Here is a 19,401-nt window from a genome sequence, read left to right as displayed (position 1 = left end):
TCAATTTTCTGATTACCTTATTATCATTACTTTTTTAACTTTCGTTTCTACTCCGTCTTGTGCCGAAATAAATATCATGTACACTCCAGAAGCGACTTTGTATTTCCCAAAAGCAGTGGTGTCCCATTCTAGTGTTCCACCTTCGGAAGTCGCTTCATGCACTAAATTCCCTTCAATATCGGTGATTTTAATAGTAGCTTTATCCAGTAATCCGGCAATTTTAATGGTGCCTTGGTATTCTGGTCGCACCGGATTTGGATACACATACGCATTACTTAAATCATCATTGGCAGCAGTCGAAACTCCTTTGAAAGAAACCAGCCCTTTAGCAGTAGCGATAAAAACTTCGCCGGTAACATTGTTTATATCGATGTCATTTATAACGTTACTGGGCAATGGTGAATTGTTTATTGTAAAATGGTACTTGGTTTCCTGTCCGTTTGGCGATACTAAAAACAAGCCTGAATCCGCAGTGCCAATCCATTTATTGTTGGCTCCATCGATAGCAATGTCCGTAATAAATTGTTCGTACAATAACTCCTGTGCCAAATTATCTTCTAAAATTATTATTGGATTCGCTGTCATTTGGTCTTCTGTTTGAAAACTACCTACATTCGGCAAAACCCGCAATCCTTTTGTCGTTCCTATCCAAAGCTGGTTTCTATTATCCACTGCGACCACCCTTACATTTGAAATTGGCAAATTCCCAGTATCGGGTCCTGTTGTTATTTTTTTAAATTTATTGTTACTTTCATTAAAACCAACAACCCCATCTTCACTGGTAGAAAGCCATTTGGTTCCATTTTTATCGATGGCAATTGTACCAAAATTATTATCTATCGCTGAAGTCAAAACAGCATCCATGGCATAACTTTGCCACTGCCCGTTTGGTTTTAATACTTTTAATCCATTTTTTATGCGGCTGGTAGTCACCCAAAGATTTCCTAATTTGTCAAATGCCGTTCCGTTAACCCTGATGTCTATATAATCAGGACCCACAAAGGTCAAAGACTCTAAACCGCTATTGGTTTGATTGTACAAAATTTTTGGTTTGTCATTTTCTATTTTTAATAATCCTGAAAAAAAAGAACTTGCATATACTTCGTTTTCATTGCTTGGATTAATTGTAATCCTTGTCATGGATTGCGCCCCTAAAACTTCTTTATACGGAATATTCAACCATCCTACGGCACTCCATTTACTTAACCCGTAACTGTCTAACGGATACGGATTATAATCTCCGGTATAATCTCCGTAAACAGCCCATAGCACATTAGATGTGGCCTGAAGCGCAAATATATTGTTTCTGGAAGGGCCGGTAGGCGTTATGTTTTCAAAAGTTACGGCCGAAGAAAGGGAAGTCGCAATCAATCCATTTTCTTTTGTTCCAATAAAAACAGCATCTCCTATTAGGGTGGCACATGTAAAACTAGGATTACTTTCCATAATTTGGTTTGTGTTTATCTGACGGACCAAGGCCATTTGACTGTTGTAAATATAAATACGGCTTAGTGTCGTTACTATCAAATGATCTTTCACTGCCCTCATATCTGACGAAGGTTGTGATTGCGAAATAAATCCTATGAAAGAATTGGAAACAGAATTAAATTTATGAATATATCCTGCTGAATTGATTGCATATAAATCCGCACCAAAAGGAGTCACGCTAGACCAATTTCCCATTGCAACTGTTGCCCATTGATTGAAATCGATTAAGTTTTTATTAGAAATAGCCGCTCTTTTTATTCCATTGTTTGTAGCTGCGTAAATAAACCCATCGAATACTGCTGTTTGAGACACTATTATTTCAGCTCCATTATCCCCGATGAAATACGTATCGCCAAATTGCATGCTGACCAAATTGAATTGAACAATTCCAAAATCACAAGAGACATAAAGAATGCCCTCAAATTCCATAAAATGATTGATTTTTTTTATACCAGAAGGAAGTTGTTTATTAATAATATCCACTACATTCAGGATGCTTCCATCCGCTTCATTGACTATTATTATCAAGCCGTTTTCATAGCCTACAACTGTTTTATTGAATGACATGCTGTGGTATACTGAAGAGATGGTTTGCCCAGAGAGGCCATCTACAGTATTGGTGGTTTTAAGGAGATTTGTTGTCGTATTCTTGGAAAATAATGCATTTTCGGAAGCGGCAAAAACAGTAGTTCCAGATTGCGAGACATCTTTAATTTCATTGTAAGAGAAATAACCTTGCCACGACAAATCCTTTTGAGCTAAAGCCATTTGTACATAAAGCAGAAGCAAAAAATATAAAACGCTCTTTTTCATTATTTGCATGAATATTGGTTTACAAATATAGAACAATCGAAAGTATTAGCATTTTGTTACTTAAAAAAAATGCCTTCCACCAATATATCGGCAGAAGGCATTTTCATTTATAATCAGATTCGATTTATACTACTCCTTGAGCCAGCATAGCATCGGCAACTTTTACAAATCCGGCAATGTTTGCTCCTTTTACATAGTTTACATATCCTTCTTTATCCGTTCCATATTTTTTACATTGATTGTGAATTCCAACCATGATTTCTTTCAATCTGGAGTCCACTTCTTCACTCGTCCAGTTTAAACGAATTGAGTTTTGAGTCATCTCTAATCCTGAAGCCGCCACACCACCGGCATTTGCTGCTTTACCTGGTGCAAAAAGTACTTTGGCTTTCAAGAATTGTTTGATCGCTTCTAATGTACATGGCATATTTGCAGCTTCGGTTACACAAATAACACCGTTTGCAATTAATTTTTTAGCATCTTCTTCATTCAACTCATTTTGAGTAGCACAAGGAATTGCAATATCAACTTTCACTTCCCATACGCTTTTGTCTTTATGGAAAACAGCTTTTGGGTATTTCTCTAAATACGCTTCGGCTCTGTTATCGCCTCTAGCTCTCATCTCAAGCATAAAATCGATTTTTTCGCCTGAAATCCCTTCTTCATCATAAATGTAACCATCAGGACCCGAAATAGTAACTACTTTCCCTCCTAAATCATTTACTTTCAAAGCTACTCCCCAAGCAACATTCCCAAATCCTGAAATTGAAACGGTTTTCCCTTTGATATTTTGACCAATGGTTTTAAGCATTTGTTCTGCAAAATACACTACCCCATATCCTGTTGCTTCTGGTCTTATTAAAGAGCCTCCATAAGCCAATCCTTTACCTGTTAAAACTCCGGTAAATTCATTTTTAATTCTTTTATACTGACCAAACAAATACCCTATTTCTCTAGCTCCAACGCCAATATCTCCCGCAGGAACGTCTAATTGTGGTCCAATATGTCTACATAATTCCGTCATAAAAGACTGGCAAAAACGCATTACTTCACCATCTGATTTTCCTTGTGGATCAAAGTCAGAGCCTCCTTTTCCTCCACCCATTGGCAAAGTAGTTAAACTATTTTTGAATACCTGTTCAAAGGCTAAAAACTTAAGAACGGATAAATTTACCGTGTGATGGAAACGTATCCCGCCTTTATATGGTCCAATTGCAGAGTTCATTTGAATTCTAAAACCTCTATTTACCAGAATTTCTCCATTATCATCTACCCATGGAACACGAAATATAATCGAACGTTCTGGTTCAGCTATTCTAAGGAGCAAATTTTTTCCATCGTATTTTTTTTGCTCTGCAATAAATGGAATTACAGTTTCTGCAAATTCCCTAACAGCTTGAATAAATTCAGGTTCATTTGGATTCTTGGCTTCAACTTGAGCCATAAAATCATTTACTTTTAGTAACATAGATTATAAGTAATTAATTAAGAAAACGATTTCGTTATAATTCACAAAGATACATTTTATAAAAATATTCAGACTCAGTTTTTTTTATTTATCAATAGAATTATTTTTTTATTACCCATTCGCTAACAATTATGTTTAAGATATACGCTTTTAAACCTAATGACCACCACTTTCGTAAATAAATAAGAATTTGTCTGCTTATTTTTAATTTTGCTTTTATTTTAATAAATGAATGATGTTTTTATATATTTGTCAGGATTTGAAAATTTTACCCATAATGATCAAACAAGCGACACTTCTTATATTAATTCTTATTGGATTTTCTAATAAAGCAAGTGCGCAATTCGGTGGTTTTTCACATGAGGTCGGAATTATTGCCGGTCCTATTGCTTTTCAATCTGATTATGGGGAACGCAATAACTTGTCTACAAACTCTGGGAATACTGGGATTGGGATTGGGATCATTCATTATTTAAATTTTTCGTACAAAGCCGAATGTAATTGTTACACGCCTGAAACGTATTTTAATGATCATTTTAAACTGAGATCTGAGCTATCCTATAACAAAACTAATTTAAAACATTTTGGCGAAGAAGTTGCTCCTGCTAAAACGTCTTTGGGTGCACAGCAATTGCGAGCCATGACCGGAAACACTGCCGTTACTAACTTAGGAATACAATTAGAATACTTCCCCTTTAGCATTCGGGATTTTACAGCCCGCACAGGAAGCTTAGGGCCCTTTATTAGCGTTGGAGGTCAATTTAGTTATTACACCTCAAAAGCTTCTTCAACATTAGGTCCTTTAGGAACACCATTGACTACTTTCCCAAAATATTTAACCCCAACAGAGGGTCGCCCTTATGGCTTTTCTAGCGAAAGTGATTCGGTATGGTCCATAGTCTCTAGTGTAGGAACCCGCTATAAACTAACCCCTTTATCGGATGTAATGGTTGACTTAAGAATGCAGTATTTCTTTTCTAATTGGGTAGATGGGTTAAATCCTAATCCGGAAATTTATAAAGAGAATAAGGCAAATGACTGGTTAGTGTGGTTCAATGTAGGTTATATCTATTATTTATAACGTTCAAGGAAATATTAGCTATTAAAGAAGATAAAACCCCAATTCTAAGTTTAGAACTGAGGTTTTTTTATGTCTGATTCCAATCGTAAAACACTTCAAAAGACAACGAAAGGAACTACATGATTTATTAAGCCAATGCTTGTTTCAAATCTGTTATTAAATCCTCAGCATCCTCAATACCAACGCTTAGTCGAACAAGATCATCAGTGATTCCAATTGCTGCACGTTTCTCTTCCGGAATGGAAGCGTGTGTCATTAAAGCCGGATGATTTGCCAGTGATTCAACACCGCCTAAAGATTCCGCAAGTGTAAAAACTTTTAATTTTTCCAGAAACGCTATGGCCTCTTCTTTTTTACCAGAAACAAAGGTAAAGGATACCATTCCTCCAAAACCACTCATTTGCTTTTTGGCAATTTCATGATATGGATGAGAGGATAATCCCGGGTAATATACCGTTTTCACTTTTGGATGGTTATTTAAGAACTCCACCACTTTACCACCATTTTCACAATGCCTTTCCACACGCAAATGCAAGGTTTTTATCCCTCGAAGTACTAAGAAACTATCCATTGGTCCCAATGTAGCGCCTGTGGCAAATTGTTGAAAATGTAATTGTTCTCCGAGTGCTTCATCCTTTACAATCAAGGCTCCCGCGATCACATCCGAGTGCCCTCCAAGATATTTAGTAGCTGAGTGCATCACAATATCTGCGCCTAAATCTAATGGTTTTTGTAAATAGGGTGTAGCAAAAGTATTGTCAACTGCAAAAAGGATTTTATTAAGTTTTGTGATTTTAGCAATCTCCTGAATATCCGCTAATTTCATCAATGGATTCGTTGGTGTTTCTACCCAAACTAATTTCGTGTTTTCATTGATTAATGACTTAAATTTTTCTATGTCATTCATATCTACAAAATGGAATTTTATACCGGAATCTTTATAAATACGAGTAAACATTCTGTAGGTTCCGCCGTATAAATCGTCCATCGCTATAATTTCATCACCTGATTTGAAAGAACGCAAAACACAATCTGTGGCCGCTAATCCTGATGAAAAGGCCAATCCACGTGTTCCATTTTCTATACTCGCTAGCGCATTTTCCAAAGCACTACGGGTTGGATTTGCGGCCCTACTATATTCATAATCCGGATTTATAGGTTGCCCAGGACTTGTTTGTACAAAGGTTGACGTTTGGTATACAGGTGGCATTACTGCCCCCGTACTTGGGTCGTGGTGTTGTCCACCATGAATCACTTTAGTATTGAATTTCATAAGTTGAATTTTTAATGCAAAATTGTTTTACAAATTTACCTTTTAATTTATTTTAACCAAGCCACAAGTAGGTACCTTTGTATTTAATTAACAATTTTGTGATGAAACATTTTTTCATATATACTTTACTCCTTTTTTCAGCAGCCCAATGTTCTAATGAATTGGTTTTTGAAGAGGAAACTTTTCAAAAAACAACAACAATACCTTGCAAGGAAAACTGCCCCTCTATTCTTGTAAAAATACCTGTTGCAAATGCCGTCCCTGTTGTGGCGGATAGCATCAACAAAAAAGTCTTTTCAGTATTGAAAGAGATAATATATTTTGGTGAAAAGCCATACACCGCAAAAGACTACAACGGCTTATTAACTTCATTTATAGATTCCTATGAAAAACTTCAGAAAGAATTTCCCGCAGATAAATTTGGTTGGGAAGCGAAAATTGAAGGAACTGTGCTATACCAATCTGAAAATGTATTGAATATAGAAATAAAACATTACACGTACACTGGTGGTGCTCATGGTTATCAAGGATTACGCTCTTTGATATTTGATCCAAGTACTGGAAAATCTTTAGCAAATGACGAATTATTTAGTGACAAGGAGGCTTTTACTGCTTTTGTCGAAAAAAAGTTCAGAACCAAATATAAAATTCCTGCTAATAAATCAATCAATGCAACTGGTTTAATGTTTGAAAAAGAAAAATTTCAACTTCCTCAAAACATTTTTTATACTGATAAAGGATTACTCCTGTATTACAATTCCTATGAAGCGGCGTCCTATGCTGATGGACCTAAAGAAATACTATTGCCTTATAAAGAAATAGAGGCATATTTAGTAATTATTTAAAATCCGTTTCCTTCTAAATACTATTAAAAATCCTTTTTTAAATTTTAGTTCAAAAAAGGATTTTATACACTTTTATTTGAAAAGCAATGCAATGAATTTAATGTATCAAATAGCACATTTAAGTATTAAATAAACTTTTTAAGGTTCATCATAATACCGATATGAAGCCCTTCATGAAAATTATTAAATACTAAGGCATCTTCAACTCTTTTTAAAGTAAAACCCGTTGAAGTAGGATATTCATTGTAATTTTTGAAATTTTTATTGTCAAAATCAGCTTTAGTTTGATGAATAGTTTCTAACAATAACGCATTTATTTCATCTACTTCAGCTTGCGTTACAATATCTTCCGGTTTAGTTCCCTTTCTATATTTTTCAACTAATTCCTCCGAAATCATCATAGGCAAACCCGAAAGCTTGTATACTAAAAGTTGTTGGGTAACGATAATGTGACCAATATTCCAAATTAAATTGTTCTTATATCCTTCCGGTATCCTATTGAGTTGCTCTAAAGTATGTGCCGTTAGAAATTTTGAAACCATATTTCTGCTGGTAGTGTTGACATCGAATGTTTGATTCATTTTTCTAATTTTTTGATAAAATTAATCATTTTCCGTCTCAAATGATTTTTCTTTGCACAAATAAATCGCTAATTACATGGACAAAATATACTATCTCGCTTCTTGCGACACCTGCAGAAAAATTATAAAATCTTTACCGAAAGAATATGATTTTAAGTTTCATGACATCAAGCAAGACCCAATTACTCTAGCAGAATTAGAGCAAATGCGCGAACTTTCCGGAAGTTACGAAGCCCTTTTCAGCAAAAAGGCACAGTTGTACAAATCGATGGATTTAAAGAATAAAGCTTTAACAGAGGACGATTACAAGAAATACATTCTGGATCATTATACTTTTTTAAGCCGACCTGTTTTTATTATCAAAGACAAAATTTACATTGGAAATACACAACAAAACATGTTGCAGGTAATGAAAGCGTTGATGTAATGTCGAAAAGAAATGGTGCGCTCATTGGCGCTACAATCGTATCGATAATTTACGGCGTTACATTTACCATTGCCAAGGATGTCATGCCCTTGTACATTGATGCTTATGGTTTTATTATGTTACGAGCTGGTGGTGCTATGCTTTTGTTTTGGTTGGTTTGGTTTTTTATGCCAAAAGAAAGAATTGCACTAAATGATTTTCCTAGAATTCTTGCAGCTGCCTTCTTTGGTGTAGCTTTTAACATGCTTACTTTTTTCAAAGGATTAAGCCTAACTTCGCCTATTAGTGCCGCGGTAATTATGGTATCTACGCCTATGATAGTTTTGACACTTTCGGCATTGATAATGAAGGAACGCATGCCAAAACGTATGGTTTTTGGGATCATCCTTGGTTTGATAGGTACCGCTTTTCTAATACTTTATGGAAAATCTATTGGCAGCGCAACAAACGCCGGATTGGGAAATTTTCTCGTTTTGGTCAATGCTATTTCTTATGGTTTTTATTTAATTATTGTCAAGAAATTAATGGACAAGTACAATGCTTTTACGTTTGTAAAATGGATTTATCTTTTAGGGTTTCTTATGGTTTTGCCTTTTGGATGGAGCGAATTTAACGCTGTTGAATGGACTTTATTACCAATAGACATTTGTTGGAAAATAGGATTTGTAGTTATTTTTTCGACTTTTCTTACCTATTTACTGAATTTACTTTCGATGAAAGAATTAAAACCTACGACCGTTGCCGTTTTTATTTATTTACAACCGCTATTCGCATCAGTTTTTGCAATTGGCTTGGGGAAAGATGAATTAAGTTTAGTCAAGATTGTATCGGCAATTTTAATATTTGTAGGCGTTTATTTAGTGACCCAGAAAAAGAGTATTCAGTAATCAGTGTTCAGTCGTTAATTTAATCTTCTAATTTCAATTCATTTACAAGTCCAAACCTATTTACAAAAAAAAGCACTAAATACTAAAAACGGACCACTGACCACTTTTTTAGTATCTTTGACCTCTTTTAGAAAAATATATGATACAATCAATGACGGGTTTTGGCAAAGCGACTTTGCAATTACCAACCAAAAAAATCACCGTAGAGGCAAAATCCCTAAACAGTAAAGGTTTAGATTTGAATGTGAGAATGCCTTCGCTGTACCGCGAAATGGAATTGGGTTTACGCAACCAAATCGCACTAAAACTGGAAAGAGGAAAAGTAGATTTTTCTATTTTTATCGAAAGTACCGCGGAACAAACTTCTACGAAAGTGAACGTACCGATTGTTAAAGCATACATCAACCAGTTAAGAGAAGTCTATGCTGACGCTGATGAAACGGAACTTATGAAAATGGCTATTCGCATGCCGGATACTATGAAAATAGAACGGGATGAGATTGATGAAAACGATTGGATTCAAATCCAAACTGTTGTCGAAGAAGCGTTACAAAACATCTTGAACTTTAGAAAAGATGAAGGAATGTCTCTTGAAAAAGAATTTCAATTGCGAATAGGCAATATTCGTCACTACATGACCGAAGCTTTAGCACTTGATCCAGAACGCGTACAGGCCATAAAAGACCGTTTGCAAACTGCAATTTCAGAACTTAAAGTAAATGTAGACGAAAATCGTTTCGAGCAGGAATTGATTTATTATTTAGAGAAATTAGACATCACCGAAGAAAAAGTGCGTTTGACCAATCACCTGGATTATTTCCTGGAAACCATCAATGGAACTGAAGCCAACGGAAGGAAATTAGGCTTCATCACGCAAGAAATGGGACGTGAAATCAACACGATGGGTTCAAAATCCAACCATGCACAAATGCAAAAATTAGTAGTTCAGATGAAAGATGAATTAGAAAAAATCAAGGAACAAGTGCTTAATGTGCTATAAGGCTACACGCAAGATTTTAAATACCTTGTTGCTTTCTACAATAAATTAATTATACCTACACTGTTTCAAAATAACGTGTAGGAAAGGCATAAAATAATGAAAAAAGGAAAATTAATTGTTTTTTCAGCACCATCTGGTTCCGGAAAAACGACCATAGTTAGGCATTTATTAAACAAAGAAGATTTGAATCTAGAATTTTCTATTTCCGCAGCAACACGTGAAGCACGTGGCGAAGAAGTAAACGGAAAAGATTATTACTTTATGTCATTGGAAGAATTTAAAATGCACATCAAAAACGAAGATTTTGTAGAATGGGAAGAAGTCTATCGTGATAATTTCTATGGAACCTTAAAAAGTGAAGTGGAACGAATCTGGGCCAAAGGAAAAAATGTGATTTTTGATATTGATGTGTCTGGCGGATTGCGCATCAAACATAAATTCCCCGAAGAAACTTTAGCTGTTTTCGTGAAACCACCAAGTGTAGATGAACTAAAAAGAAGATTAAAGGAGCGCTCTACTGAAAGTGAAGACAAAATCAATATGCGTATTGCAAAAGCATCTGTCGAATTAGCCACGGCGCCGCAATTTGATGTTATTATAAAAAATTACGATTTAGATATTGCTTTAGAAGAAGCGTATCAATTGGTAAAGAATTATGTTAAGGATTAAAAGTTAAAGAATTGAAAAAATCAAAGTTATTACCAATTTTTAAATCTTTAAAGTAATGAAAATAGGACTTTATTTCGGAACCTTTAATCCCATACATCTTGGACATCTGATCATTGCCAATCACATGGTGGAACATGCTGATTTAGAACAAGTATGGATGGTGGTTACACCACACAATCCTTTGAAGAAAAAACACACTTTACTCGATGATTACCACCGGTTGCAAATGGTGCATCTTGCCACCGAAGATTTTCCAAAAATAAAACCTTCGGATATTGAGTTCAAATTATCACAGCCCAATTATACTGTGAATACGTTAGTCCACATACAGGAAAAATATCCAAATTATGAGTTCTCCTTAATCATGGGCGAAGACAATTTAAAATCTTTACACAAATGGAAAAACTACGAAGTTATTCTTGAAAATCATGAGATTTATGTGTATCCTCGAATTTCTATAGAAGCAGAGAACCTAATGTTTAAGGACCATCCAAAAATCCACACGATTGATGCACCAGTTGTTGAAATATCGGCTACATTCATTCGGGATAATATTAAAAAAGGAAAAAACGTGCAGCCCTTATTGCCTGCGAAAGTTTGGAAATATATTGATCATAATAACTTTTACAAGAAATAATTACGACAAAACTCTTTTTAATTCTAGTTGAATATTATCAAAAACAGTACTTAGATTGTCATTTTTACCAGACATTAAAAACACTTCTGTACTTGGCATTTGACTGCTATCCCACAACAATTGTATTTTTTTTTCTGCTATTAAACTTTTCGCATTGCAATTCCATACAACCGCTACTCCACTGTTTTTAGAAATTATTTCGAGCATTTCGTATTCGGATGGAATGATATAATTAGGGATCATCGAAGGTCTTTTTTTATTAAAAACATACAACCAAAACAATTTGATGTGTGGAATCTGTGCATTGTGGCTGAACCATTTTTGGTCGTTTAACCAATGTTCGACGGCATCTAAATTTTTAGTTTTAATTGTTGATTTTAATTCAGACGCATCGATGGCATTTGAACCTACAATTACTTGTTTAATTTCCCCAACCTTTTTTTGAATCGTGTCAAACGTATCAAATTGTTTGGTAACAATGGCAAAATCGAGTTTCTTAGAATCGACCAATTCAAAGAGCGAATCATTTTCATGAAAGCTAAAATCAATAAATTCAAATTTAGAAACCAAAGAACTCCCTAAACTACGCATCAGATGTTTAGAAATTCCAATTGAAATTAATCGATTTGCATTGAATGCTTTGGCACGAAAACCATACTCCACATTTTCTAAACGGTCTAATGCCTCGATGATTAAATTATTGAGTAACTTAGCATATTCTGTTGGTTCTACACCTTTAGACTTTCTGTTGAAAAGTTTATACCCAACATGCGCTTCTAACATAGAAATGTGTTGGCTTACCGCAGGCTGACTGATAAATAATTCTTTGGCTGCCAAAGAAAAATTTCCGTTTTTGTAAACCGATTTAAAGGTTCGATACCATTCGAGATTAACCATGATATAAGTATATTTATCACAAACATAATTTAAATTATTTTTACTAATAGCATATTCAAGCTAAATTTGCATAAAGTAAATTAGAAATGAATAAAATAGCACTATTTACCATTATAGCATTAACCGCAACTTGCATCATTGCAACTGCACAAAATAAAAAAGGTATGAAAAAAGTATTATTTGTTGTTACCAGTCACGATAAATTAGGTAACACGGGAGAGAAAACAGGATTTTGGACAGAAGAATTAGCGGCTCCATATTACGAATTATTGGATAAAGGTGTTGCCATTGACATTGCTACTCCACTAGGCGGACAGCCACCGATTGATCCAAAAAGCGAAGATCCATCAGCTGCAACTGATGACACCAAAAGATTTGATACTGACACGGAACTATTGACTAAACTTAAGAATACACATAAATTAGCAGATATAAAAGAATCTGATTACGATGCCGTTTTTTATCCGGGAGGTCACGGTCCATTATGGGATTTAGCCACAGATAAAAATTCTAGCGCATTGATTGAAGCATTCTATACTAATAACAAACCAGTTGCTTTCGTGTGTCACTCACCAGCAGTATTGAAAAACGTAAAAGTGAACGGCGAATTTTTAGTTAAAGGAAAAAAAATAACTGGTTTTTCTAATACAGAAGAAGCAGCTGTAGGATTAACTGATGTAGTGCCTTTTTTACTGGAAGACGCTTTGCAAGCGAATGGCGCAACCTATTCAAAAATAGGTGACTGGCAGCCTTATGCCGTAGAAGACGGTTTATTGATTACGGGACAAAATCCAGCCTCTTCTAAATTAGTTGCAGAAAAATTATTAAACCAATTGAATTCAAAAAAATAATAACATGTTAAATTTCGAACTATACAATCCTACCAATTTAATCTTTGGAAAAGGACAAATTGAAAAATTACCAACTTTAGTACCTCAAGGTGCAAAAATTCTCTTAGCTTATGGTGGAGGAAGTATTTTTAAAAATGGAATTCACGAACAGGTGATCAAGAACCTAAAAGGTTTTGATATTGTGGAATTTGCAGGAATAGAAGCAAATCCACATTTTGAAACATTAATGAAAGCCGTTGCTATTATTAAGGAACAAAACATTGATTTTATTCTTGCAGTAGGAGGAGGATCCGTAATTGACGGAGTTAAATTTATTTCGGCTGCGGCTCACTTTGACGGAAATCCAATAGATATTCTTCAAAAAAGAATAATGACTACTGATTTGACTACGACAATTCCTTTTGGGACCATACTTACCTTACCGGCTACAGGTAGCGAAATGAATTCTGGTGGAGTCATTACTATCGAATCCACTCAAGAAAAATTATCATTTGGCGGTAGCGCTTTGTTTCCAAAATTCTCTATCTGCGACCCAACCGTAATTGAATCTTTACCAAAAAGACAATTACAAAACGGAGTTGTGGATGCTTACACTCACGTTTTAGAGCAATACCTGACGTATCCGCACGAAGGATATCTTCAAGACCGAATTGCAGAAAGCATACTGCAAACCTTGATTCAAATTGGCCCAGATGTAGTAGAAAAACCTACTGATTACGCTTTAGCTTCTAATTTTATGTGGAGTTGTACTATGGCATTGAATGGATTAATCCAAAAAGGAGTTCCAAGTGACTGGGCAACGCACATGATTGGGCACGAGTTAACAGCTTTGTACGGAATTGACCATGCGCGAACACTGGCAGTTGTTGGTCCAAATTTATACCGAGTAATGTTTGAGACAAAAAAAGAAAAATTAGCACAATACGGGAAACGTATTTTTAATTTGACTGGAACTGAAGATGAAATTGCTAATGAAGCCATCAATAAAACCGTAGCATTTTTCCATACTATGGGTATGCAAACCAAACTATCCGATTATACTAAAGATTATGATCATACCGCAGATTTCATTGTGAATCGTTTTGAGGAAAGAGGTTGGATCGGATTAGGGGAAAAACAAAATATTACTTTAGACAAACTGAAATCAATTGTTGAGATGAGTTATTAATTCAAATAAAACAATGTCAACTGTTATTAACAGCATAAAAAAAGGCGTTCTCATCTTGGGAACGCCTTTTAAAATTCTAAAATATAACTAACTAACTCAACTCACATAATTGTGTTAAAATACTAAACAATAGTTATATATAACGGAATACAGATAATTATATTGCAACGATAAGTCAAAAAAAATAATCCAAATATAAAATATTAGGAAAACCACACCCTAGAACTATGTGAATACTGGGCTTTTGGCATTAATTTAATTTGTTTAAGTACCAGTTTTTTAAGTACTTTTGATTAAATTCAATAAAAAAATGCCAGAAAATATAAAATTCGCAGTAATTGGTGGTGGAAGTTGGGCGACAGCAATAGCAAAGATGTTATGTGTAAATCTCACCGAAATTTCGTGGTACATGCGTAATGAAGCTGCTATAGAACACATTGTAACTTACAAGCACAATCCAAATTATTTAAGTTCTGTTGAATTTGATACCAAAAAACTAAAACTGACCAGCGATATTAATGAAGCTGTAGCGTATGCTGATTACATAATCTTTGCTATTCCTTCTGCTTTTTTAGATGCCGAATTAGAAAAATTAACCGTTTCATTAAAAGACAAAATAATCTTTTCAGCAATTAAAGGAATCGTTCCCGAAACGAGTTTGATTGTGGGGGAACATTTTCATGTAAAATATGACATTCCGTATTACAACATCGGTGTAATTACTGGTCCTTGTCACGCTGAAGAAGTGGCAATGGAGCGCCTATCATATCTCACTATTGCTTGTGGAGATCCCGATAAGGCAAAAATTGTCGCTAAAAATTTGTCTGGAAACTACATCAAGACTAAAATTACTGATGACATTATTGGAACAGAATATGCGGCCATGTTAAAAAATATTTACGCCATTGCTGCTGGTATTGCTCATGGTTTGGGTTACGGAGATAATTTCCAATCCGTGTTAATGAGTAATGGAATCCGTGAGATGAAAAAATTCATCAAAAAAGTCCACAAAATGAAACGCAACATCAATGATTCCGCTTACTTAGGAGACCTATTGGTTACGGGTTATTCCGTTTTTTCCAGAAATAGAATGTTTGGTAATATGATTGGTAAAGGCTACACGGTTAAATCAGCAATGATGGAAATGAGTATGGTTGCCGAAGGTTATTATGCTGCTAAAAGCGCCTATAAACTCAATCAAGCCTATGGCGCCAAAACACCAATTATAGATGCCGTTTACAATATTCTGTATGAAGGTCAGGACGCTAAATCCGTGTTTAAAAAACTTACTGATAAACTGGATTAATTTACCTGTAGGTGTAACAATTAAAATACAATCATTTCATGAGTGAAAGATGGAAATATCAAATTAAAACTGGCGGAATTTGGGGTATGTTTATGACAATTTTCAATGTTTTATTCGACATCAAAGAAATCCCTTTTTCGGAACAGGCTGCTACCGCTAATTTTTATATTCGAGCAGCTGCTTACATTCTTGTAGGGATATTTGCTTTAGGTTATTTCACTTGGAAATCCAAGGTTAAACAACAAGCCGCTAAATAATCTTTATGAATAAAAGATAGATATTTCAGATTAAATTGGGGTGATTTGGGGAGGCACTGTCTCTTTTACCATGGCTAATTTACCTTATTAGAAATGTCTTTTGAAGATGCTTTTTTGTCTAAAAAAATTTACTCCGAATAATTTATTTGATTTTAGCCGGGATATTTGTGGTCGGTTATTTTAGTTGGAAGAAAAAAACAGGAATAGAAAATAGTACTGACCTACCTCACGATAACACCATCAACAAATAAAATAGGCACCTCTTCCACAAAATCCTCATGGATCGAATGTGCTTTGAAAATGAATTTTTTATCGTATAATTTGTCTCCAATAAAAAACGTAAGCATGAACTCATTGTTGAGTGCCAAAACAGTTTTTTCAATCATTTCAATTTTTTTTACTGACACCGGAGGCACTGCTACAAAAGCGTGGCGTAAGAGTGATGTTTTTTTCATTTCGCCATCAATCGTTCCAAAAGCTTTAGAAACCACCATGACACTTTCAATAAGAAAATCACTGTCATTTACCAAATAGGCATACCACACTTTTTCCATAAAATCGTCACTCCATTCCTGAACTGCTGCCAGGAATACGTTTTCTACTTCGGGGATGATTATGTCTTTTTTCATACGTTATTCTTAATGCATTAGAGGCAAGTGAAGTCTAAAACAGGTATTTCGTTCGACTTTATAATTTTTGACTAAATTGAGGATTTGAATTGTTCTAAGAAACGAACGTCATTTTCATAAAACATGCGAATATCGCCGATTTGATACAACAACATAGCGATTCTTTCGATTCCCATCCCGAAGGCAAAACCATTGTATTCATCAGGATTGATACCACAATTTTTCAAAACATTAGGATCGACCATGCCGCAACCCATGATTTCTAACCAACCGGTTCCTTTGGTAATTCTATAATCGGTTTCTGTTTTCAAACCCCAATAAATATCCACCTCAGCACTTGGCTCCGTAAAGGGGAAATAGGAAGGACGCAATCGTATTTTTGATTTTCCAAACATCTCTTTGGTGAAATACAAAAGTGTTTGTTTTAAATCGGCAAAAGAAACGTCTTTATCAATATACAACCCTTCGACTTGATGAAAAATACAGTGTGATCGGGACGAAACAGCTTCATTACGGAATACTCTTCCCGGAGAAATAGTACGAATCGGTGGTTTGTTTTCTTCCATGTAACGCACTTGTACAGATGATGTATGCGTGCGCAACAAAATATCGGGATTCGTTTGAATAAAAAACGTGTCTTGCATATCACGTGCCGGATGGTATTCCGGTAAGTTTAATGCGGTAAAATTGTGCCAGTCGTCTTCAATTTCAGGACCTTCAGAAACATTGAAACCAATGTTTGAAAAGATATCTATAATTTGGTTTTTTACTAATGAAATAGGATGACGGGAACCAATAATCATAGGCTCAGCTGAACGGGTCAAATCGCCGTAAAACCCTTTACTTTCTTCTTTGTTTTCCAAAGTATCCTGTATGGCTTTTACTTTATCTTCAGCAGAAGTTTTAAGCAGGTTGATCACCTGTCCGAATTCCTTTTTTTGGTCATTAGGAACGTTCTTAAATTCAGCAAAAAGGTCTTTTAAAAGTCCTTTGCTTCCCAGAAATTTAATTCGAAATGTTTCTAATTCGGCTGTATCTTGCGTTGAAAAAGCTTGTGCTTCGCCAATATATTCTTTTATCTTGTCTATCATTTTCATCCAATAATTGAGAGTGCAAATTTAGGGAAAAGTTTTCAGTTTACCGTCTCAGTATTCAGTAGATTCGTTCTGAAAACAGAGACTGCGATTGCAAATTACGAAATAAGTTCTCTTTCCAGAAAATAATTCACAATGGCTTCTTTCATCAAAACCGATTGTTCTCCAGCTTTTAGTGGTGGTAGTTCCTCTTTTACTTTGTAATGGGGCCATCCTTCTTCATCAAAAAATTCGAATTCATAGAAACCATACGGCTCTAATAACCTACAAATGGCGATGTGCATCAGGTTTAGTTTTTCGTCTTTCTTGTATTCACTGTGTACTTTCCCGAGTTCTTGTACGCCAATTAGATAAATAATAGCGTCGAGATCTAAATCCTCACCTTGAGAAAATTGATTGGAAAGTATATTGACAAGCTGTTCCCAGCGTTCTTTAAGTTGTGTGTCTCTTGACATTTCTTTAGTTATGAGTTATAAATTATGAATTATGAATCCATATTTTATAAAATTATTTGGGCAAAGATAAGAACTTGAAAATTGGCAATGGTAAAGAAGAATTCTTTTATATTTGCACTTTTATTTTTCTTAATTGAGTATTATGGGATTTTTAGATATCATTTTGGGCGTACTGCTTGCCTTTGCTTTTTATAAAGGCCTGCAAAACGGTCTTTTTATAGAATTAGCTTCGTTGGTTTCGCTGTTGGCAGGAATTTATTTTGCAGTGAAATTTTCTTCTTTCATGAGGGATATTTTAGTAGGATTTGTGAAATGGAATCCCAATACCATTCAAGTTGTTGCCTTTATACTCACTTTTATTGCTGTGGTTGTAATGGTCTCACTATTAGGAAAATTCCTGACAGGAATAGCCGATTTTGCTTTTTTAGGGTGGTTGAATAAAGTTGGTGGTGGTTTTTTTAGAGTATTAAAAACAGTTTTGATTATCAGTATCGTCTTTGCGGTTTTCGAAAAAATAAATTTCAATCATATTTTAGCCAAAAAAGAAACATTGGACAATTCAATGTTTTACAATCCCATTCAAAAAACTGCCGGATACATGTATCCGTCATTAAAACAATGGTATAGTAGTTTAAAGAAGAAGTGATGAGCGTGTGGACTAGTAATATAAATAGTGCAATGTTCCTCTTTTTAGTTTCGGTTTTGTAAAGCCATTAATGATATTGCTTCTTGATTGATTTATTTTAACTGCTGAAGACTAAAGTTACTACTTCACTTCCTTAATTGCACTACTCTCGATCCAGCCTTCAGTTCCATCCGTCAGTTGTACTTTTTTCCATTTCCCAATGGCTTCCTCCACATATACTTTTGTTCCTTCGTGCAGCACAAATATTGGCTGACCGCCATCTCTGGGTTCACTTTTTACATTTGTTCTTTCGGCAAAAACGATCGCTGGTTTTTCTGTATCAAAATGGCTTTTCTCAATGACTGCTGCTGATACTGTCATTAGCATTATAAAAATAACCAGAAACATACCCAAAAAGAAAATCCTTTTACACAGTGTTTTTTCTGAAAAATAATACCCAATAAAGAAAATTAGGAAAACTGAACTCAGCACTACAGAAATCCATCCCCAAGTATCGTAGTCATAAATCCCTGTAAAATCGCGAAGTAATTTTCCAAAACCTACTTTTGGGATTACTTTAATCTCATCGATAGTTCGTTTTTGAGCGAATTTCAGGTTGTTAATTGCATCGGTATTATTAGGATTTAAAACCAATGCTTTTTCATAATTGTAGATTGAAGGTGCTACTTGATTCAATTTATAATAGGCATTCCCTAAATTGAAATACAATTCAGAGGAGTGTTTTTTTTCTGTCAAAACGTTTTCATAAGCTGCAACAGCTTCACTATATTTTCCCTTTTGATAATACGCATTTCCTTTTTCAAAGCCGTTTTGAGCAAAGAAAATCTGGGTTGAAAGTAAGAGTATGTATAGTATGTTTTTCATCTTTATGTTTTTTAACCAAGAAGGCATAAATGGGTAAGTTTGTTTCCTTAAGATTAACTTTTGTC

21 protein-coding genes are annotated in these 19,401 nt (G+C 34.8%); 12 read left to right on the top strand and 9 right to left on the bottom strand.

Translation table 11 applies throughout. The features are described from left to right. Window positions 1-12: 12 nt before the first annotated feature. A complete protein-coding gene (gene porZ, locus AC0608_RS04765) occupies window positions 13-2,301 on the bottom strand; it encodes a type IX secretion system anionic LPS delivery protein PorZ (protein WP_478288304.1) in 2,289 nt (762 codons plus the stop codon). Window positions 2,302-2,425: 124 nt separating this feature from the next. Further along, window positions 2,426-3,769, bottom strand: a complete 1,344-nt coding sequence (gene gdhA / locus AC0608_RS04760; protein ID WP_417959151.1) for an NADP-specific glutamate dehydrogenase — start codon at window positions 3,767-3,769, stop codon at window positions 2,426-2,428. 277 nt (window positions 3,770-4,046) lie between these two features. Between gdhA and AC0608_RS04755 the strand changes: the two genes are divergently transcribed. Continuing rightward, window positions 4,047-4,850 (top strand): THC0290_0291 family protein, encoded by an 804-nt coding sequence (locus AC0608_RS04755; protein WP_478288303.1) that lies wholly within the window; start codon window positions 4,047-4,049, stop codon window positions 4,848-4,850. Between the two features lie 127 nt (window positions 4,851-4,977). On the opposite strand, the gene AC0608_RS04750 is transcribed toward AC0608_RS04755, so the two are convergent. Then, complete coding sequence (locus AC0608_RS04750) at window positions 4,978-6,123, bottom strand: cystathionine gamma-synthase (RefSeq protein ID WP_478288302.1); 1,146 nt, start codon at window positions 6,121-6,123, stop codon at window positions 4,978-4,980. Window positions 6,124-6,224: 101 nt separating this feature from the next. Here AC0608_RS04750 and AC0608_RS04745 point away from each other — a divergent pair, with 101 nt between their 5' ends. Beyond that, entirely contained in the window at window positions 6,225-6,968 is a 744-nt protein-coding gene (locus tag AC0608_RS04745; protein WP_478288301.1) for a DUF3298 and DUF4163 domain-containing protein, read from the top strand. 125 nt (window positions 6,969-7,093) lie between these two features. Here AC0608_RS04745 and AC0608_RS04740 read toward each other — a convergent pair whose 3' ends face one another. Further along, window positions 7,094-7,549, bottom strand: a complete 456-nt coding sequence (locus AC0608_RS04740) for a DinB family protein (protein ID WP_478288300.1) — start codon at window positions 7,547-7,549, stop codon at window positions 7,094-7,096. Between the two features lie 76 nt (window positions 7,550-7,625). Between AC0608_RS04740 and AC0608_RS04735 the strand changes: the two genes are divergently transcribed. The 5 genes from AC0608_RS04735 to nadD all read left to right on the top strand — a co-directional run bounded on the left by AC0608_RS04735 (window position 7,626) and on the right by nadD (window position 11,169). Further along, window positions 7,626-7,976: an arsenate reductase family protein gene (locus tag AC0608_RS04735; protein ID WP_478288299.1), complete on the top strand. Its 351-nt coding sequence runs from the start codon at window positions 7,626-7,628 to the stop codon at window positions 7,974-7,976. Then, window positions 7,976-8,863, top strand: a complete 888-nt coding sequence (locus AC0608_RS04730) for a DMT family transporter (protein WP_417959146.1) — start codon at window positions 7,976-7,978, stop codon at window positions 8,861-8,863. The genes AC0608_RS04735 and AC0608_RS04730 overlap by 1 nt, the downstream gene beginning before the upstream one ends. 139 nt (window positions 8,864-9,002) lie before the next feature. Next, entirely contained in the window at window positions 9,003-9,863 is an 861-nt protein-coding gene (locus AC0608_RS04725) for a YicC/YloC family endoribonuclease (RefSeq protein WP_417959145.1), read from the top strand. A 96-nt stretch (window positions 9,864-9,959) separates the two neighbouring features. Further along, window positions 9,960-10,532 carry a guanylate kinase gene (gene gmk / locus AC0608_RS04720; protein WP_417959144.1) on the top strand — a complete coding sequence of 191 codons (573 nt, stop codon included), beginning with the start codon at window positions 9,960-9,962 and terminating at the stop codon, window positions 10,530-10,532. Window positions 10,533-10,587: 55 nt separating this feature from the next. Next, the gene (nadD, locus tag AC0608_RS04715; protein ID WP_478288298.1) at window positions 10,588-11,169 is read left to right on the top strand and encodes a nicotinate (nicotinamide) nucleotide adenylyltransferase; all 582 of its coding nucleotides are present in this window, start codon (window positions 10,588-10,590) and stop codon (window positions 11,167-11,169) included. Here the strand turns inward: nadD and AC0608_RS04710 are convergent, their stop codons facing one another. Continuing rightward, complete coding sequence (locus AC0608_RS04710) at window positions 11,170-12,066, bottom strand: LysR family transcriptional regulator (protein ID WP_478288297.1); 897 nt, start codon at window positions 12,064-12,066, stop codon at window positions 11,170-11,172. It lies immediately after the preceding gene. A gap of 86 nt (window positions 12,067-12,152) precedes the next feature. Here AC0608_RS04710 and AC0608_RS04705 point away from each other — a divergent pair, with 86 nt between their 5' ends. The 4 genes from AC0608_RS04705 (at window position 12,153) to AC0608_RS04690 (ending at window position 15,648) form a co-directional block, all read left to right on the top strand. Then, complete coding sequence (locus AC0608_RS04705; protein WP_417959141.1) at window positions 12,153-12,917, top strand: type 1 glutamine amidotransferase domain-containing protein; 765 nt, start codon at window positions 12,153-12,155, stop codon at window positions 12,915-12,917. Window positions 12,918-12,921: 4 nt separating this feature from the next. Continuing rightward, window positions 12,922-14,085 (top strand): iron-containing alcohol dehydrogenase, encoded by a 1,164-nt coding sequence (locus AC0608_RS04700; protein WP_417959140.1) that lies wholly within the window; start codon window positions 12,922-12,924, stop codon window positions 14,083-14,085. Window positions 14,086-14,395: 310 nt separating this feature from the next. Next, a complete protein-coding gene (locus tag AC0608_RS04695) occupies window positions 14,396-15,391 on the top strand; it encodes an NAD(P)H-dependent glycerol-3-phosphate dehydrogenase (RefSeq protein WP_417959139.1) in 996 nt (331 codons plus the stop codon). Window positions 15,392-15,429: 38 nt separating this feature from the next. Further along, a complete protein-coding gene (locus AC0608_RS04690) occupies window positions 15,430-15,648 on the top strand; it encodes a hypothetical protein (RefSeq protein WP_417959138.1) in 219 nt (72 codons plus the stop codon). A 221-nt stretch (window positions 15,649-15,869) separates the two neighbouring features. Here AC0608_RS04690 and AC0608_RS04685 read toward each other — a convergent pair whose 3' ends face one another. The 3 genes from AC0608_RS04685 to AC0608_RS04675 all read right to left on the bottom strand — a co-directional run bounded on the left by AC0608_RS04685 (window position 15,870) and on the right by AC0608_RS04675 (window position 17,826). After that, window positions 15,870-16,277, bottom strand: coding sequence for a hypothetical protein (locus AC0608_RS04685; RefSeq protein WP_478288296.1), 408 nt, complete (start codon window positions 16,275-16,277; stop codon window positions 15,870-15,872). A gap of 71 nt (window positions 16,278-16,348) precedes the next feature. Next, complete coding sequence (pheS, locus tag AC0608_RS04680) at window positions 16,349-17,368, bottom strand: phenylalanine--tRNA ligase subunit alpha (protein WP_417959136.1); 1,020 nt, start codon at window positions 17,366-17,368, stop codon at window positions 16,349-16,351. A gap of 101 nt (window positions 17,369-17,469) precedes the next feature. Beyond that, window positions 17,470-17,826 carry a hypothetical protein gene (locus AC0608_RS04675; RefSeq protein WP_131990612.1) on the bottom strand — a complete coding sequence of 119 codons (357 nt, stop codon included), beginning with the start codon at window positions 17,824-17,826 and terminating at the stop codon, window positions 17,470-17,472. Window positions 17,827-17,968: 142 nt separating this feature from the next. On the opposite strand from AC0608_RS04675, the gene AC0608_RS04670 reads away from it, so the two are divergent. Beyond that, window positions 17,969-18,472, top strand: coding sequence for a CvpA family protein (locus AC0608_RS04670; RefSeq protein WP_417959135.1), 504 nt, complete (start codon window positions 17,969-17,971; stop codon window positions 18,470-18,472). Between the two features lie 120 nt (window positions 18,473-18,592). On the opposite strand, the gene AC0608_RS04665 is transcribed toward AC0608_RS04670, so the two are convergent. Continuing rightward, window positions 18,593-19,336, bottom strand: coding sequence for a tetratricopeptide repeat protein (locus AC0608_RS04665; RefSeq protein ID WP_478288295.1), 744 nt, complete (start codon window positions 19,334-19,336; stop codon window positions 18,593-18,595). Window positions 19,337-19,401 lie beyond the last annotated feature (65 nt).

It is taken from the genome of Flavobacterium sp. GNP008 (assembly GCF_056428965.1).
Note: the sequence above shows the minus strand (reverse complement) of the source record. Positions and strands in the feature narration are given on the sequence as shown.

Coding starts and splice junctions, on each gene's coding strand:
- AC0608_RS04740 (WP_478288300.1), bottom strand. CDS start 7,549: ATGAATCAAACATTCGATGTCAACACTACCAGCAGAAATATGGTTTCA.
- AC0608_RS04665 (WP_478288295.1), bottom strand. CDS start 19,336: ATGAAAAACATACTATACATACTCTTACTTTCAACCCAGATTTTCTTT.
- AC0608_RS04725 (WP_417959145.1), top strand. CDS start 9,003: ATGATACAATCAATGACGGGTTTTGGCAAAGCGACTTTGCAATTACCA.
- AC0608_RS04710 (WP_478288297.1), bottom strand. CDS start 12,066: ATGGTTAATCTCGAATGGTATCGAACCTTTAAATCGGTTTACAAAAAC.
- AC0608_RS04755 (WP_478288303.1), top strand. CDS start 4,047: ATGATCAAACAAGCGACACTTCTTATATTAATTCTTATTGGATTTTCT.
- AC0608_RS04675 (WP_131990612.1), bottom strand. CDS start 17,826: ATGTCAAGAGACACACAACTTAAAGAACGCTGGGAACAGCTTGTCAAT.
- AC0608_RS04690 (WP_417959138.1), top strand. CDS start 15,430: ATGAGTGAAAGATGGAAATATCAAATTAAAACTGGCGGAATTTGGGGT.
- gmk (WP_417959144.1), top strand. CDS start 9,960: ATGAAAAAAGGAAAATTAATTGTTTTTTCAGCACCATCTGGTTCCGGA.
- nadD (WP_478288298.1), top strand. CDS start 10,588: ATGAAAATAGGACTTTATTTCGGAACCTTTAATCCCATACATCTTGGA.
- AC0608_RS04700 (WP_417959140.1), top strand. CDS start 12,922: ATGTTAAATTTCGAACTATACAATCCTACCAATTTAATCTTTGGAAAA.
- AC0608_RS04750 (WP_478288302.1), bottom strand. CDS start 6,123: ATGAAATTCAATACTAAAGTGATTCATGGTGGACAACACCACGACCCA.
- AC0608_RS04730 (WP_417959146.1), top strand. CDS start 7,976: ATGTCGAAAAGAAATGGTGCGCTCATTGGCGCTACAATCGTATCGATA.
- AC0608_RS04705 (WP_417959141.1), top strand. CDS start 12,153: ATGAATAAAATAGCACTATTTACCATTATAGCATTAACCGCAACTTGC.
- AC0608_RS04695 (WP_417959139.1), top strand. CDS start 14,396: ATGCCAGAAAATATAAAATTCGCAGTAATTGGTGGTGGAAGTTGGGCG.
- AC0608_RS04735 (WP_478288299.1), top strand. CDS start 7,626: ATGGACAAAATATACTATCTCGCTTCTTGCGACACCTGCAGAAAAATT.
- AC0608_RS04685 (WP_478288296.1), bottom strand. CDS start 16,277: ATGAAAAAAGACATAATCATCCCCGAAGTAGAAAACGTATTCCTGGCA.
- porZ (WP_478288304.1), bottom strand. CDS start 2,301: ATGAAAAAGAGCGTTTTATATTTTTTGCTTCTGCTTTATGTACAAATG.
- gdhA (WP_417959151.1), bottom strand. CDS start 3,769: ATGTTACTAAAAGTAAATGATTTTATGGCTCAAGTTGAAGCCAAGAAT.
- AC0608_RS04745 (WP_478288301.1), top strand. CDS start 6,225: ATGAAACATTTTTTCATATATACTTTACTCCTTTTTTCAGCAGCCCAA.
- pheS (WP_417959136.1), bottom strand. CDS start 17,368: ATGATAGACAAGATAAAAGAATATATTGGCGAAGCACAAGCTTTTTCA.
- AC0608_RS04670 (WP_417959135.1), top strand. CDS start 17,969: ATGGGATTTTTAGATATCATTTTGGGCGTACTGCTTGCCTTTGCTTTT.